The sequence below is a fragment of the Anoxybacillus sp. P3H1B genome (assembly GCF_001560855.1).
Classification (GTDB): Bacteria; Bacillota; Bacilli; order Bacillales; family Anoxybacillaceae; genus Anoxybacteroides; species Anoxybacteroides rupiense.
On sequence record NZ_LPUG01000015.1, the window covers coordinates 59,304 to 75,115 of the forward strand.

Here is a 15,812-nt window from a genome sequence, read left to right on the forward strand (position 1 = left end):
TCATGAAGGTTTGGAGATATCGGCGGCGGTGCATTTTTCTTTACTTTCAATAGAATTTAAACGTAAAGGCGCCGATATTGCTTAGCGTTGAATTTGCCAAAATATTTTCTAAACAACAAGGCGGAGCGCATTATTTTGTTGACATCCGGACAATCTTTAGACAATCTTTAGGACCCATGTCCGGAGAGACAGCTTATGCTGCGACAAAAGGGGCGCTTGATGCTTTTGTGAAAACATTTGTTGTTGAAGTAACGGAAAAAGGGATTACGCAGGGTCCGAATGATTTGGGAGGAATGAACGAGGAGTTGAAACAGCATCTTCTGCTTAACTTTCCGTTCGGACGGATTGGTACACCCCGTGATGCCGCGCGCCTTATTCGTTTTTTTGGCGAGTGATGAAGCCGCGTGGATCACTGGACAAGTGATTCATTCCGAAGGTGGATTTATTCGCGGATAGTTGCTGCTCCATTCTTTATTCGCTTCAAAAGAGGAAAAAAGAGGGGCTCCAAAAGTTAGTGCTCCTGACTTTTGGGGCAGCCCCTGATTAATTGGAGCGATCATTCGCGCACTTGTCCTGCGCCATAGACGAGCGTTTTCGTCGTTGTGATGGCGCGCAGACCCATTGGACCCCGGGCATGCAGCTTTTGGGTGCTAATGCCGATTTCTGCTCCGTACCCAAACTGTTCGCCATCTGTGAATCGCGTCGAGGCATTATGATAGAGCACTGCCGCATCAACAGATTCAAAAAAGCGTTGAACGTGTGCGGCGCATTCAGAAATAATCGCTTCGGAATGTTTTGTCCCATATTGGCTAATATGACGGATTGCTTCTTCTACGTCTTCAACAAGCTTGACGGCTAAAATCGGTGCTAAAAATTCTGTTCGCCAATCTGCCTCTGTCGCTGGCTGAATAAAAGGATAAGCAGAAGCGAGGACGGCATCGCCGCGCAATTCAACGGCTTGATGGTGCAATGTTTCGATGAGTTCGCCGACGTGCGGCCAATCTTTATGGATCAAGACGGTTTCGACAGCATTGCATACGGATGGACGCTGCAGCTTTGCATTGAGTACAATATCCATTGCCATTTGCTTTTTGGCTGATTGATCGATAAAAATATGACAATTGCCAACACCTGTTTCTAAGACAGGAACGGTGGCATTTTCGACAACTGATTGAATCAACCCGGCTCCGCCGCGCGGGATGAGGACATCTAAATATTCTTTTAAGCGAAACATGCTCCGAGCGGTTTCGCGGCTCGTATCTTCTAGCAGCTGAACCGCTTCTGGGGGAATAGAAGAATGTTTTAGTGCCTCTTGCATGATGGAAACGAGTGCCTGATTGGAATAGATGGCCGATGAACTTCCCCGCAACAGCACGGCGTTTCCTGTTTTTAAGCAGAGTGTTGCCGCATCGACTGTGACGTTAGGCCGCGCTTCGTATACCATGCCAATCACGCCAAGCGGAACCCGGATATGTTTGATTTGCAGTCCATTGGGCCGTGTTTGCTCCTCAATCGTTTCACCAACTGGATCAGGCAAAGCGATCACTTGTTGGATACCAGTGACCATTTGTTTGATTCGTTCCTCTGTTAACTGTAAACGGTCAAGCAAAGCGGGCGACATTCCGTTTGCTTGGCCAATGGACATATCTTTTTTATTTTCTGCAAGAATCCATTGTTTTTTTGCTACTAATGCTTCAGCGATGATGGCGAGCGCTTCATTTTTTTCCGATGCCGATAACACAGCTAATGACTTAGCCGCTTGCTTTAACTGCATAGCTTTTAGCAACAATTCATTCATGACGGTGGCCTCCTTTGTCATAAGCATGTCGTTTCTTAATTTAACGCAATGAAACAGACGGGCTTTTTAAACATACCCAGTGATTGCGATGAATGACTTCTGGACGCTGGTGGATAGAATAGCGTCTGGCGGCCTCGCTTGCCCAGCCCTTGACTTTTACTAAGTCCTCAGCCGAGTAGTATACCTGTCCTCTTCCGATCACTTCGCCCTTTTGATTAATCACTTCCACGACATCGAGAGCTTTGAATGCTCCCCATACATTGGTTACACCAACTGGCAATAAGCTTTTTCCTTTATGTAACAGGGCGGTTTCTGCTCCTTCGTCAATTTCGATCCTCCCCGCTGGTTGGGAGTGATAGGCAATCCACTGTTTGCGCATTTGCATATGCCCTTGCCGAGTGCCAATATATGTCCCGTCTCCTTTTCCTTCTAAAACATCACACAATTTTCTTTTTCCGCTTCCTGTTCCGACAAAAACGCTGACGCCAAACGAAAGAGCTTTTTGTGCCGCTAACAGCTTTGATTTCATTCCTCCTGTTCCTAAAGAGGTGCCGCTACCGCCAGCCTGCTCGATTAAATCATCTGTTATTTCCGATAAAAAATGATACTTTTTTGCGGTTTGGTCTGTTTTTGGATTTCCATCGTATAGTCCATTAATATCTGTTAAAATAATTAACGCATCGGCATGTAAAAAACCGCTGACAAGAGCGGACAACAAATCGTTGTCTCCAAATGTTAATTCTTCAACAGAAACCGAATCGTTTTCATTAATAATCGGCAGAACTCCACGATCAAGCAATTCAGAGATGGCAGAAAATAAATTGTGGAATCGTTCCCGACTATAAAAATCCTCGCGCGTTAAGAGCAGCTGCCCGATGACAATACCAAACGAGCGAAAAGCAGAAATATAGCTTTGCATAAGCAGTCCTTGGCCGACCGCCGCCGCCGCTTGCTTGCCTGCCACTGTTTGTGGTCGAAAGCGGTAGCCGAGTTGAGAAAATCCCGCTGCAACAGCGCCAGAGGAAATTAAAATCACATCATGGCCGAGCTGTTTCAAGTAAGCGATGGCTTCCACGTGATCGAGCAGCTTTTGTTCAGAAAGCTTTCCGTTTGAATCGGTAAGGGAGCTGCTGCCGATTTTTACGATCACTCGTTGTTTTTTCATTTTTTCCCTCCTTACTTTAATTTCACATAAAAAAACGCTTTTCCCCTCCTTATGAAAAGGACGGAAAAAGCGTTCCGCGGTACCACCTTTTTTGGCGCAAGTAAGCGCCCGCTTTCGTCCCAGTAACGCGGGAATAACGGCTTATGTTTGCATAAGCGGCCATATTAGGGCAGGTTCAATCAACTTTCCGTGAGGAACCTTCCAGCCTACGAGCTCCACTCTCTTGCACGTTCCATTGATTTACTAGTCCCGTACCATTATTAGTATCACTGTTTTTCAGAATTATCTTACGGAACGGCGGATTTGTCAAGATACTATCTGACATTTGTGGGGAAAATTTTTCATATTTTGTTAGGATAAATCCTTAGTATGGCAGCAAGAAAAGAAAATAGACGGAACGAATCATGCCTGTGAAAAAATAACGGTGGAAGGAGTTTCGTAATTTGCTTTTTCGTCATACATCGTGTGACAAAGGTTCGCCAACTCGACTCTATAAATGATATCCCCGGCCAATGTCAACCTAGTATAAGATAGATAACAAGTTTCTAGAAAGCGCTTACAAAAGATTTTGGCATATCGTATACTAAAGATGAAGAGTTATTACCACATAGGGGGATTGGTCATGAAATATACAGAGAAGCGATTTGAAACAGCAGCGATTCATCACGGTTATTGCACGAAGGAGCATCTTGGAAGTCTAGCCGTTCCGATTTTTCAAACCTCTACCTTTACTTTCGATACGGCGGAGCAAGGAGAAGCACGCTTTGCTGGGCAAGAGGAAGGATTCATTTATTCGCGGCTGGCTAATCCGACGGTCCGGGCACTTGAAGAGAAAATGGCTTATTTGGAAGAGGGAGGGGCTGCCTTGGCGTTTAGCTCAGGCATGGCGGCAGTGTCCGCTGTGCTTGTTGCTTTGACAAAAGCGAATGACCACGTGATATGTTCGCAAGGAGTATATGGCTGTACATTCGGTTTGCTGCAGCTAATGAAGCAGAAATACGAAATTGATCACGATTTTTGCCCGATGGAAACAGAAGAGCAAATTCGTCAGCTCATTCGTCCTGAAACCGTGTGTATTTATGTAGAAACGCCGATTAATCCAACAATGAAGCTCATTGATTTGGAAATGGTGGTAAAAGTCGCGAAAGAGCACGGAATAACGGTTGTTGTAGATAACACATTTTGTTCACCGTATTTGCAGCAGCCGCTTTTGTTCGGTTGTGACGTTGTCATCCATAGCGCAACGAAATACATTGGCGGCCACGGTGATGTCATTGCTGGTATCGCGGTAGGAACAAAAGAATTGATGGCGGAAATCGCTAAAACGACGCAAAAAGATATTGGCGGGGGTCTTTCACCGTTTGATGCCTGGCTTTTGTTGCGTGGAGTGAAAACGTTGGCAGTGCGCATGGATCGCCACTGCGACAATGCTGAAAAAATTGTGGAACGCCTTAAGCAGCACCCAGCTGTTGCGAATGTATATTATCCAAACGACCCGGACCATTGTAGCTATTCGATTTATCAAAAACAAATGAAGCGCGGCGGCGGTTTAATTTCGTTTGAAGTGAAAGGGACGAAAGAAGAGGCTCAACGCTTGCTCAATGGCTTGCGGCTGATTCATATCGCGGTCAGCTTAGGAGATACGGAGACGTTGATTCAGCATCCAGCCACCATGACACATGCTGTCGTCCCAGAGAAAGCAAGAATGGAAATGGGAATTAGCGACTCGCTCCTTCGCTTATCGGTGGGACTTGAAGCGTGGGAAGATATTTGGAGTGACTTGGAACAGGCGCTTAATCAGCTGTGAAAGAAGGATAAAGCAGACACTTGATGTGCCTGCTTTATTTCATAGAAAGAGGAAGGGGGCAGTCGTGTTTTCAGTTTTTATCACTTTAGACCATCCCTGCATCATCGGCTACGTGTCTTCCTTTGTAAAATAAACGCTGTTCGTTTAAAGGCTTTTCCTTAGCCGTTATCACCTTTGGAATGATTTTCATGACGATTGTACGGCTTCCCATTGAAGAACGGTACGAATCGACGTGGTGTTTGGAAAGAGGAGTGGAAAAGTAACCAGGAACATATTTATCAAGCAGCTTTTGCATCGCGGCGGTTGCTTCAGACAAATCGGCAACAATTTCGATCTCCCCAAAAATCATAACACTCATATAACTTGTATCTGTTTTGGCTGGTACTGGATTGACCATTGTTCCAAAATTTTCACTGACAGTAAAACAGATCCGTTTGTTTCGATTTATTATTTCCATTTTTCTTCCTGATTCAGCTCCATGAATGTATATGGCGCCTTTCCACCAAACGAAATTAAGAGGAACAACGTATGGTTCACTGTTGTCAGTTAATCCTAAATATCCGGTGGTTGCTGATGAGAGAAAGGCAGAAATTTTGTCTTGATCGTTACAGGCTAATAGCGGTCTTCTCATTTCATCCATATTTTTTCCTCCTGTTCCTTTGTTATAATCATTGTAAAAAGCTGCTGTATGGATGCATAGTGGCAGTTTTGGATATTTTTTAGGGGACAGAGGAGGAGGAAACATGATTGAATTAACCCCGCATTTAGACAGCGAGCGGCGACTTCCACTTTATGAACAGCTTTACGAATATATCAAAGGCGAAATGGCGAAAGGGCATCTCCAAACGGGTGAGGCGCTTCCTTCCATACGCGTTCTTGCCAAGCATTTGCGCATTAGCCGCAATACGGTGGAAGCCGCTTATGCACAGCTTGTAGCGGAAGGGTATGTTGAAAGTCGGCCGCGGAAGGGATTTATCATCAAAGAATTTGATAAGGATGTATGGATGAAGTTAGAACCGCCGCTTGTGATTCCGTTATCCGTGTCACCTGTATCGAGGTATCGGTACGATTTTCGCTATGGCCATATTGATACGGCCCATTTTCCGCTGCGAGCGTGGCGCGCTTGCCTGAACGAGGCAATGGACGCATCGCGGGAGGAATTGCTTTGGTATGGTGAACGTCAAGGAGAAAGGAAGCTGCGTCAGCAAATTGCCCGGTATTTGTTTCAGGCGCGCGGCATTCATTGTTCAGATGAACAGGTGATCATCGGCGCTGGCATTCATCAAATAACAGGACTTCTTTGTCAGCTTTTCTCACCTGAAAAAAATAAAATCGCTATGGAAAATCCATCGTATGACGGTATCCGTGCCGTCTTTATAAACCATCGTTATCAGGTGCTCCCCATTTCACTTGAACAGGATGGTTTACATATTGCGGAATTGGAACAGAGTGATGCCACCATTGCTTATGTGACCCCATCACATCAGCTGCCGCTTGGAATGGTACTGCCGATTGGCAAACGGCAAAAGCTATTAAAATGGGCAGAAACGAGAAATGCGTTTTTGATTGAAGACGATTACGACAGCGAATTTCGATATGAAGGAAAACCGGTTCCTGCTCTAAAAGCGCTCGATACGCAAGATCGCGTCATCTATATCGGAACGTTTTCAAAAGTGCTAACGCCTGCCATTCGTGTTTGTTATATGGTATTGCCAAACCGGTTGCTTCGCTCGTTTCACCAGATGTTTTCCAGCTATCACCAGCCCGTGGCGACGGTGGTGCAAAAAGCACTGGCGTTATTTATGGAAAAAGGCTATTTGGAGCGTCATATTCGAAAAATGCGCACTGTATATGCAAAAAAACGCCAAACGCTGATCCATGCGATTTATGAGCATTTTGGTGATTATGCCACCATTATTGGCGAAAAGGCTGGATTGCACTTGCTTGTTCACTTTCATCATGTTATGGATGCGGATCGGCTAGTCGAGGAAGCAAAAGGAAGGGGCATTCACATTTATTCTGTGGCAAAGTATTGGTTTGATTCCCAAACATCTCCTCCACCTTATATTTTGTTAGGATTTGGAAGCATGGCAGAACAAGAAATGATAGAAGCAATACAACTCTTGAAAGATATTGTTCAAGCAACGAGAAAATAAGGAAGAGAGCTCGGACAAAATAGAGAGACGGGATAACCGCTATACAATATAGAAGAAAAGGATGAGCTTATAGCTGAATGTTGGTTATCCGATGGTTGAAAAACGTCCCAAACTCCACATTGCTGAAAATGTTATGATGTCCCATTACATCCATATAGTTGAGTTATATTGAAACTAGCATCGCAGCTATCAGAAGAAGTTTTCAAGTTCTTTATCTTTAAGAACGATGCGGTAGGTGAAAGGTCCTAAGATGAACGGGAATAGTAAAAAATAATTGACAATTTGCAATGTTAGCGCTATTTTTAACTTAAATATGATGTTAAACACTTATAACGTTATTTAAACGTAATAGGTGTTTAATTTTTATAAAAAAATGAAAGCGTTTTAAAGGGGATGGGAAAATGATTTTGCATGATGTTGAGACGTTTTCGAAGTATGAAATGGAAAAGCTGCAGCTACAGAGACTGCAGCAAACGGTTGAAAGGGTGTATGAGAAGGTTCCATTTTATCGCGGCAAGCTGAATGAACGGAATGTAAAGCCAGAGCATATTCGCTCGCTTGAAGATATCCGCAAGCTTCCGTTCACAACGAAAAAGGATTTGCGCGACCATTATCCGTTTGGATTGTTGGCTGTCGATCTACGTGAAGCAGTACGTATCCATGCTTCAAGCGGTACAAGCGGAAAACCGACGGTGGTGGCCTATACAAAACATGATATTGAAAATTGGTCTGACATTGTCGCGCGCGCCATCGCTACTGCTGGCGGAGAACCGGGTAAAGTGTTGCATAACGCATACGGTTACGGTTTGTTCACCGGAGGACTTGGCTTGCATTACGGAAGCGAGCGGCTGGGGATGGTGACAGTGCCTGTATCAGGAGGAAACACAGACAGACAAGTGACATTAATTGAAGATTTTCGTCCTGAAGTCATTTGCGGTACTCCTTCTTATGTATTAAACATTGCGGAACGCATGCGCGAGCTTGGGAAAGATCCGCGGCAAACATCATTAAAATATGGCGTTTTCGGGGCGGAGCCTTGGTCCGAGGAAATGCGAAGAACGCTTGAAGAAGCTTTTGCGATTAAAGCTTGTGATATTTATGGATTAAGTGAAGTGATTGGACCTGGCGTAGCAATGGAATGTCATGAAGCACAGGATGGATTGCATATTGCGGATGATCATTTCTACGTGGAAGTCATAAATCCAAAAACGCTTGAGCCAGTCGCGGATGGAGAAGAAGGAGAGCTTGTATTTACAAGTCTTACAAAAGAAGCGTTCCCTGTGCTTCGCTACCGTACCGGTGACATCGCTTCCATTACAAGAGAACGGTGTAAATGCGGTAGAACAACGACAAGAATGTCGCGCGTCAAAGGGCGTGTCGATGATATGCTAATTATTCGCGGAGTGAATGTATTCCCATCCGAAATTGAACATTATTTGCTTACCGTTCCTGAATTAGCTCCGTATTATCAAATTCATCTTGACCGCAAAGGAACACTCGATGTTGTTGAATTGCACGTGGAGGTCAATGAGGAGTTTATTGGAGAAATCAGCGGGGACATTAAGCATGAACGCGTGATGCTGTTGAAAAAACACATTCAGCATTTGTTGAAAAACTACTGTCTTGTATCGATGAACGTAGAGATCCATACGCCAAAAACACTTCCTCGTTCGGAAGGAAAGGCGATTCGGATCATTGATCGCCGCAAAGAAAAGGCGAAAATATGAAAAATACTCAATTATAACAATTTTCATTATTGAAATATTTATAACGTTATTTTATAATTACGTTAAAATAACGTTATATAATTAGGAGGGTCATATCAATGACTGTCATTACATCGTTTGAACGCTTGTCAGAAGAAGAGAAGCATCAGCGATTTATGGAACGAATTGAAGCTGGTGAAAAGATTGAAGCAGATGATTGGATGCCGCAAGAATACCGTCTAACATTGATTAAATTAATCTCTATGCATGGAATTAGCGAAATCATGGGCGCGCTCCCTGAAAAAGAATGGGTTCCAAAGGCTCCGTCTTTGCGAAGAAAGCTTGGTATTATGGCGAAAGTGCAAGATGAAATGGGACACGGTCAGCTTTTGCTTCGTGTTGCAGAGGATTTAATGGCGCCTCTTGGAAAAACACGTGAAGAAATTATGCAAGATTTATTTAAAGGAGATTTAAAGTTTCATAATGTGTTTCATATGCCTGCGCCAACATGGGGAGACGCTGGCTTAATTGGCTGGCTTGTCGATGGAGCTGCGATTATTACACAAACGAATATGCTTGATGCATCTTACGGTCCATATGCACGCGCTTTAAAACGGATTTGTGCCGAAGAGGTATTCCATGCTCAGCATGGAGAATCGATTATTTTAGCGCTTGCAGAAGGGACGGAAGAGCAAAAGGAAATGATTCAAGGCGCGCTAAATCGCTGGTGGGATGCACTGCTTATGTTCTTTGGACCTGACAATGCATCGACAACAGGGACATCGAAGCAAGATATCACCATTAAATATCGCATCCGCACAAAAACGAATGAGCAGCTGCGCCAAGACTTCTTTACGAAATATGTACCACGCATTTTATCGCTTGGACTTAAGCTTCCAGATGACACGATGCACTATGATGAGACGCAAGGAAAATGGGTGTATCGTCAGCCGGATTGGAGCCAATTTAAAGAAATCATTCGCAATAATGGACCGAAATCCAAAGAGCGTCTTCGCCTCCGAGAATTGTCATATCGGAACAACGCTTGGGTTCGCGAAGCGTTAAGCTGTTCATCAGCCGTGTAATGGGGGGATCGTTATGAATCATAACGGAAAAGGCTTTTATCAAGTATTTGAGGTTTTTAGCAGAAAAAACGATACAGCGCCGCTGCAGCATCAATTTAGCCTGCTGGCACCAAATCATGAAATCGCGCTAGTAATGGCTCAAGAAAATTTTATGCGTCGTGAACCTGTCTCTGATATTTGGGTTGTAAAACGTTCTGACATTCGTCAGATGACAGAGGAAGAAAAAGAAGCGCTAAAACGTCTGGATAATAAGGATTACCGTACGACAAAAGGATATGGATATTTGAAAAAGAAATGGCGGCAATATGAACAGCAAATGTTGGATGAGAAAGAAATTCTGTCATGGAAGGGCGAGATTCAGCGATGAAAATCACGAAACCGGAAGAATTGAAGCAATACCCTGAATATCAAGAAGCGCTTGTGGAGCTATTATTTCAGCTGGCTGATGATGATTTTATTTTGGCGTATCGTGGTTCTGAATGGCTGGGGCTTGCCCCTCATATTGAAGAAGATGTCGCGTTTTCGTCGATCAGCCAAGATACGATGGGGCATGCAGCGATGTATTATCAGTTGCTTGAAGAGATCGGCATGGGCCGCGCTGATGATCTAGCGCATGGGCGTGAAGCATCGGAAAGACGCAATGCGATTTTACTGGAGGAAGTGAACGGACCGGGGCATTATTTACAGGAGCCTCGTTATGACTGGGCGTTTACCGTTGTAAGAAATTACTTCTACGCACAAGCGAAGAAGGTCCGCATTGATTCATTGAAAAACTGTTCCTATGAGCCGCTAGCGCAGGTGGCGATCAAGATCAATATGGAGCTTTACTATCATTTGATGCACTGGAAAACATGGTTTGTTCAGCTTGTCAATGCACAGGGCGAAGCACGCGAACGGATGATTCAAGCGATTGAGAAAGTGATGGACGATTTTGGTGGTGTCTTGTCCCTAGGGAATAAAGGAAGCAAGATGGTCGAATTCGGTTTGATTGACAGCGAGGAAGTGCTAACAGAGCGGTGGATTCAAGCGATGAAACCCGTATTTGAACAAGCCAATCTGACAATGCCAAACGCATTTCAGATGAAGCGCGGAAATGGCCGCAACGGCGAACATACACCAGATTTGGAATCGGCAATCGCCACTTTGTCTGAAGTATACCGAATGGATCCTCTTGCCGCTTGGTAATTCATCGATCACTACTACCAAAAACAAGGGAGGTGCTAATAGGATGATCGAGAAAATCAAAACGGCGTTGGATGCGGTTAAAGATCCTGAAATTGATTCCGTCAGCGTTTTGGATTTAGGGATGGTAGAAAAGGTCCAGTTTACAAACGGGGAAGTGGTTGTTCAATTGCTGCCGACCTTTATTGGCTGTCCGGCGCTTGATATTATTCGACAGCGTGTCGAACAAGTTCTTTCCAGTTTAGAAGGAATCAAGCGCGTAACCGTTGAATTTATTAACCATCCGCCATGGACATCGGAACGGATTACAGAAGAGGGTCGTGAAAAATTGAAGGAGTTTGGAATTGCTCCGCCGCCGAAACAAATGGGTCCCAACGGCGAATGGCAAATTGAGTGTCCATATTGCACCTCCACTTATACAATGATGGAAAATGTCTTTGGTCCGACCGCCTGCCGCAGCATTTTTTATTGTAAACAATGCAAGAACCCATTTGAAGCGCTAAAACCAATTTCGATATGGATGTAAAAAACGAAAAAAGGAGAAGAGACAAATGGTAAAAATGATCGCACTTTATAAGCAACCAAAGGATAAAAATGCGTTTGATGAGCATTATTTTGGAACACACGCACCGATTACAGCGAAAATCCCAGGGCTGCGCAAAATGGAGGTAACCAAAATTGTCGGCACGCCAATGGGGGGAGAAAGCGAATATTATTTACTATGCGAAATGTATTACGACAGTCATGAAGCGTTAAAAGAAGCGATGAGAACAAGTGAAGCAAAAGCGTCCGCAAAGGATTTGATGTCATTTGCCGGCGAGCTTGTGACAATGATGATTGGCGAGGAAGTCGGAAATGAGTAAATACGCGCATATTCAAACGTATATCGAGGGCTCGATTGCTGTGATTGAATTGAATCGTCCTCATGTACTGAATGCGCTAAACCGTCAAATGGTGACGGAAATTGTAAAGGCAATGGAAGAGTATGACCGTCATGATGATGTGCGGGTCATGGTCTTAACGGGAAAAGGGCGCGCATTTGCTGCTGGAGCTGATATTGATGAAATGGCGGACGACGATTCGATTACCTTAGAAATGCTGAATCAATTCGCAGAGTGGGATCGTTTAGCATGGATAAAAAAACCGATGATTGCCGCTGTACATGGCTTTGCATTAGGAGGAGGGTTTGAATTAGCGCTGAGCTGCGATCTCCTGCTGGCTTCAGAGACAGCTGAATTCGGGTTTCCTGAAGTCAATATTGGCGTGATGCCCGGAGCTGGCGGCACGCAGCGTCTGACAAAATTAATCGGTAAAACAAAAGCGCTCGAATGGCTTTGGACAGGGGAAAGGATGTCAGCAAAAACAGCCTACGAGCTTGGAATTGTCAATCGCGTTGTGGCACCAGAGCTGCTTTTGGAAGAAACGATCAAGCTAGCCAAAAAAATTGCTCAACAGCCTCCTTTGTCGGTTCGTTTCATTAAAGAAGCCGTTCATAAAGCGGTCGATTATTCCTTATATGAAGGAATGCAGTTTGAGCGGAAAAACTTTTATCTTCTTTTCTCATCAGAAGATCAAAAAGAAGGCATGCAAGCATTTATGGAAAAACGCAAGCCGAATTTTAAAGGAAAGTAAGGAGGGCTGTTCGTTGTACGAAACGATTCGTTATGAAGTCCGCGAGCATGTGGCGTGGCTGATCCTTCAGCGGCCGGATAAGCTAAATGCATTTACGGAGCAAATGAATAAAGAGATTGTCTCAGCGCTTAAGCAGGCCGCTGGTGACGAAATGGTTCGCAGTGTTGTCATCACTGGTGAAGGAAGAGCCTTCTGCTCAGGCGAAGACCTCGCTGGCGTCACGGAAGAATTGGATCACGGAGAGGTTTTGCGGACGCGCTATGCGCCAATGATGAAAGCGCTTCATCATTTTGAAAAACCCGTTATTGCCGCTGTTAATGGCGTGGCAGCGGGGGCGGGAATGAGCTTAGCATTGGCTTGCGATTTCCGGCTCGCTTCCGAAAAAGCAAGCTTTATTGAAGCGTTTATTCATGTTGGCTTGGTTCCTGATGCCGGAAACCTTTACTATTTACCGCGGTTAATTGGCCACGCCAAAACACTTGAGCTTGCTGTTTTAGGAGAAAAAGTAAGCGCACAAACAGCCTATGAGCTTGGGCTCGTGACAGCTGTGATTCCTGAATCAGAATGGGAAACCGAAGTGCAACGATTTGCGGCAAAGCTCGCGCAAATGCCGACAAAAGCGATTGGATTGATCAAACGTCTTTTGCGCGAAAGCGGGAGCGGTTCATTTGCGGAATATTTGGAAAAAGAAGCGTATGGTCAGAGAATTGCTGGATTGACAGAAGATCATCGCGAAGGAGTACGCGCATTTTTCGAAAAGCGTCCGGCAGTATTCAAAGGAAAATAAGGAAAAAGGGAGCGTGTATGATATGTCAACAGTAAAAGAACAAAAAATGGAAAAACTTGAAATGAAGCGTGAGAAATATCATCTCATTATTAATGGTGAGCGTGTGGAAGGTTCTTCAGGGGAAACGTTTACAACCTATAATCCAGCAACAGGCGAACCGGTGGCGCAAGTAGCCAAAGGAACAAAGGAAGATGCAGAACGGGCGATTCAAGCGGCGCGTCAAGCATTCGACTATGGGAAATGGCGTCATTTTACAGTGAATAAACGGGCGCGTATCCTTAACAAGATCGCTTCTATCATGCGCTCTCGCTTTAATGAGCTAGTGGAGTTGGAGATTTTAGATACGGGGAAATCGCTTTCTGCTGCCCAAGGACAAGTCATGCAGGCGATCGAAGATTTTGAGTTTTATGCAAGTGCAATTGTCGGCCATCGTGGAACGGTCAACAACATGCCAGGAGCATTTCATAACTTTACAGAAAAAGAACCAGTCGGTGTATGTGCACAAATTATTCCGTGGAATTATCCGTTGATGATGGCAGCGTGGAAAATTGCTCCGGCTATTGCTGTCGGCTGCTCTGTCGTTGTCAAGCCAGCTTCATTAACACCATTAACATGCATTGTGCTTGCGGAGATTTGCCATGAGGCAGGGGTGCCGGAAGGTGTTGTCAACGTTGTAACAGGTTCGGGCTCCGAAGTGGGCAATTATTTAGTGGAGCATCCGCTTGTCGATAAAGTAGCCTTTACCGGTTCCACCCCAGTTGGCAAAGATATTATGGAGAAAGCATCGAAGACGCTAAAACGCGTTACATTGGAGCTTGGTGGAAAATCGCCGAACATCATTTTTGAGGATGCGGATCTTGATGCGGCTGTGGACGGGGCTTTATTCGGTATCTTCTACAATACGGGACAATCATGCGAAGCGCGTTCTCGTTTATATGTACATGAAAGCATTTATGAGCAATTTATGGAAAAATTTGTGGAGAAAACAAAGAAATTAAAGCTTGGCAACCCATTTGACCAAGGGACACATGTCGGAGCGATCATTAGCCGTGAACAATTAGAAGTCATTGACGGATATGTTCGTTCGGCACTTGAAGAAGGGGCAACGGTTGTGACAGGGGGGAAAGAAGCAAAGGTTGAAGGATTTGAAAACGGTTACTGGTATGAGCCGACTATTATTACAAATGTCAATCACAGCATGAAAGTAGTCAAAGAAGAAATTTTCGGACCAGTGGTTGTTGTGATGAAGTTTAGTGATGAAAAAGAGGTTGTCAAGCTGGCAAACGATAGCGAATACGGATTAGGTTCAGCGATTTGGACAAAAGACCATGGCCGAGCGATCCGGGTGGCGAAGCAAATTCAAGCCGGCATCGTCATGATCAATAGTCCATTCTCCGCATTCCCAGGAACGCCGTTTGGCGGTTATAAACAATCTGGCTTCGGACGCGAGCTTTGCATTGAAACGCTTGACTTATATACAGAGACAAAAAGCATCTTGTCATACTACGGAAGCCGTCCGCTCAATCCTTTCGGTTTGTAATGCGCAAATTCGAGCACTTCCATCTGCGGATGGGTGCTCGTTTTCACTTCTATATATAAATACATGAATAATAAGGAGAGGATTGCTATGGTTCGCCGTATTGTCGTCGTCGGCTCAGGAGTGATGGGAAGGGGCATTGCTTATGTCAGCGCAGCTGGCGGCTTTGTCACCATGTTGGTTGATATAAAAGAAGAGCAGCTGCAAAGTGCGAAAAAAGAAATCGATGCGATTTTTGACAAAGCGGTATCGTTAAATAAGATATCGGAAGCCGCTAAACTTGAAGCGCAAGCTCGTTTGTCGTATTCAACAAATTTAGCGGAGGCTGTTCAAACGGCCGATCTAGTGATTGAAGCGGTACCGGAAAAATTAGAGATTAAAAAACAAATTTTCGAAACCATCGATGCGCATGCGCCACAAGCATGTTATTTTGCCACAAATACATCGACGATGAGCCCGACAGAGATTGCTTCGTTTACAAAACGTCCGGAAAAGGTAATCGCCATGCACTTTTTCAATCCGGTCCATAAAATGAAGCTTGTTGAGATTATTCGCGGATTGGAAACAAGCGATGAAACGGCCGAAGTCATTCAGCAAGTGGCTGAACAAATGGGAAAAGAAACGGTGGTTGTGAATGAGTTTCCGGGCTTTGTGACAAGCCGAATTAGCGCATTGGTGGGCAATGAAGCATTTTACATGCTGCAAGAAGGTGTCGGCACACCGGACCAAATTGATAAAGCGATTAAGCTTGGTCTTAACTATCCAATGGGACCATTTGAATTGGCTGATCTAGTAGGCTTAGATACTCGGTTAAACAATTTAAAATACTTGCATGAAAAGCTAGGAGAAAAATACCGTCCGGCGCCGTTACTGGAGCAATACGTTAAGGCAGGACGACTTGGGAGAAAAACAGGAAAAGGAGTTTACGACTATACGAACAAGGAGTAGGAAGGAGAA

The 15,812-nt window shown here is 44.6% G+C and carries 16 protein-coding genes; 13 read left to right on the top strand and 3 right to left on the bottom strand.

From position 1 onward, the window contains the following. Positions 1 to 77: 77 nt before the first annotated feature. A complete protein-coding gene (locus AT864_RS09460) occupies positions 78 to 395 on the top strand; it encodes a hypothetical protein (protein ID WP_066148560.1) in 318 nt (105 codons plus the stop codon). Between the two features lie 161 nt (positions 396 to 556). Here AT864_RS09460 and AT864_RS09465 read toward each other — a convergent pair whose 3' ends face one another. Both AT864_RS09465 and proB read right to left on the bottom strand, forming a co-directional pair. Beyond that, entirely contained in the window at positions 557 to 1,798 is a 1,242-nt protein-coding gene (locus AT864_RS09465; protein ID WP_066148562.1) for a glutamate-5-semialdehyde dehydrogenase, read from the bottom strand. 40 nt (positions 1,799 to 1,838) lie between these two features. After that, on the bottom strand, positions 1,839 to 2,963 hold the full coding sequence (proB, locus tag AT864_RS09470; RefSeq protein WP_066148564.1) for a glutamate 5-kinase: 1,125 nt from the start codon (positions 2,961 to 2,963) through the stop codon (positions 1,839 to 1,841). A gap of 622 nt (positions 2,964 to 3,585) precedes the next feature. Here proB and megL point away from each other — a divergent pair. Further along, the gene (gene megL, locus AT864_RS09475) at positions 3,586 to 4,770 is read left to right on the top strand and encodes a methionine gamma-lyase (RefSeq protein ID WP_066148565.1); all 1,185 of its coding nucleotides are present in this window, start codon (positions 3,586 to 3,588) and stop codon (positions 4,768 to 4,770) included. An 85-nt stretch (positions 4,771 to 4,855) separates the two neighbouring features. On the opposite strand, the gene AT864_RS09480 is transcribed toward megL, so the two are convergent. Further along, on the bottom strand, positions 4,856 to 5,401 hold the full coding sequence (locus AT864_RS09480; RefSeq protein WP_066148722.1) for a pyridoxamine 5'-phosphate oxidase family protein: 546 nt from the start codon (positions 5,399 to 5,401) through the stop codon (positions 4,856 to 4,858). A 112-nt stretch (positions 5,402 to 5,513) separates the two neighbouring features. Between AT864_RS09480 and AT864_RS09485 the strand changes: the two genes are divergently transcribed. From AT864_RS09485 to AT864_RS09535, 11 genes are all read left to right on the top strand, one after another. Continuing rightward, positions 5,514 to 6,926: a PLP-dependent aminotransferase family protein gene (locus AT864_RS09485; protein WP_231734623.1), complete on the top strand. Its 1,413-nt coding sequence runs from the start codon at positions 5,514 to 5,516 to the stop codon at positions 6,924 to 6,926. Between the two features lie 401 nt (positions 6,927 to 7,327). After that, on the top strand, positions 7,328 to 8,653 hold the full coding sequence (gene paaK, locus AT864_RS09490; protein ID WP_066148567.1) for a phenylacetate--CoA ligase PaaK: 1,326 nt from the start codon (positions 7,328 to 7,330) through the stop codon (positions 8,651 to 8,653). A gap of 98 nt (positions 8,654 to 8,751) precedes the next feature. Next, entirely contained in the window at positions 8,752 to 9,717 is a 966-nt protein-coding gene (paaA, locus tag AT864_RS09495) for a 1,2-phenylacetyl-CoA epoxidase subunit PaaA (protein WP_066148569.1), read from the top strand. Between the two features lie 13 nt (positions 9,718 to 9,730). Beyond that, positions 9,731 to 10,084, top strand: coding sequence for a 1,2-phenylacetyl-CoA epoxidase subunit PaaB (gene paaB, locus AT864_RS09500; RefSeq protein ID WP_044746405.1), 354 nt, complete (start codon positions 9,731 to 9,733; stop codon positions 10,082 to 10,084). Further along, positions 10,060 to 10,902 (top strand): 1,2-phenylacetyl-CoA epoxidase subunit PaaC, encoded by an 843-nt coding sequence (gene paaC, locus AT864_RS09505; protein WP_044746406.1) that lies wholly within the window; start codon positions 10,060 to 10,062, stop codon positions 10,900 to 10,902. The genes paaB and paaC overlap by 25 nt, the downstream gene beginning before the upstream one ends. 43 nt (positions 10,903 to 10,945) lie before the next feature. Then, positions 10,946 to 11,425 carry a 1,2-phenylacetyl-CoA epoxidase subunit PaaD gene (gene paaD / locus AT864_RS09510; protein ID WP_044746407.1) on the top strand — a complete coding sequence of 160 codons (480 nt, stop codon included), beginning with the start codon at positions 10,946 to 10,948 and terminating at the stop codon, positions 11,423 to 11,425. Positions 11,426 to 11,450: 25 nt separating this feature from the next. Next, the gene (locus tag AT864_RS09515; protein ID WP_044746408.1) at positions 11,451 to 11,762 is read left to right on the top strand and encodes an EthD family reductase; all 312 of its coding nucleotides are present in this window, start codon (positions 11,451 to 11,453) and stop codon (positions 11,760 to 11,762) included. Further along, entirely contained in the window at positions 11,755 to 12,531 is a 777-nt protein-coding gene (locus AT864_RS09520; RefSeq protein WP_044746409.1) for an enoyl-CoA hydratase/isomerase family protein, read from the top strand. The genes AT864_RS09515 and AT864_RS09520 overlap by 8 nt, the downstream gene beginning before the upstream one ends. A 13-nt stretch (positions 12,532 to 12,544) precedes the next feature. After that, positions 12,545 to 13,318 (top strand): enoyl-CoA hydratase-related protein, encoded by a 774-nt coding sequence (locus AT864_RS09525; protein WP_066148573.1) that lies wholly within the window; start codon positions 12,545 to 12,547, stop codon positions 13,316 to 13,318. A 22-nt stretch (positions 13,319 to 13,340) separates the two neighbouring features. Then, a complete protein-coding gene (locus AT864_RS09530; RefSeq protein WP_044746411.1) occupies positions 13,341 to 14,858 on the top strand; it encodes an aldehyde dehydrogenase in 1,518 nt (505 codons plus the stop codon). Positions 14,859 to 14,945: 87 nt separating this feature from the next. Next, complete coding sequence (locus tag AT864_RS09535) at positions 14,946 to 15,803, top strand: 3-hydroxyacyl-CoA dehydrogenase (protein WP_066148576.1); 858 nt, start codon at positions 14,946 to 14,948, stop codon at positions 15,801 to 15,803. Positions 15,804 to 15,812 lie beyond the last annotated feature (9 nt).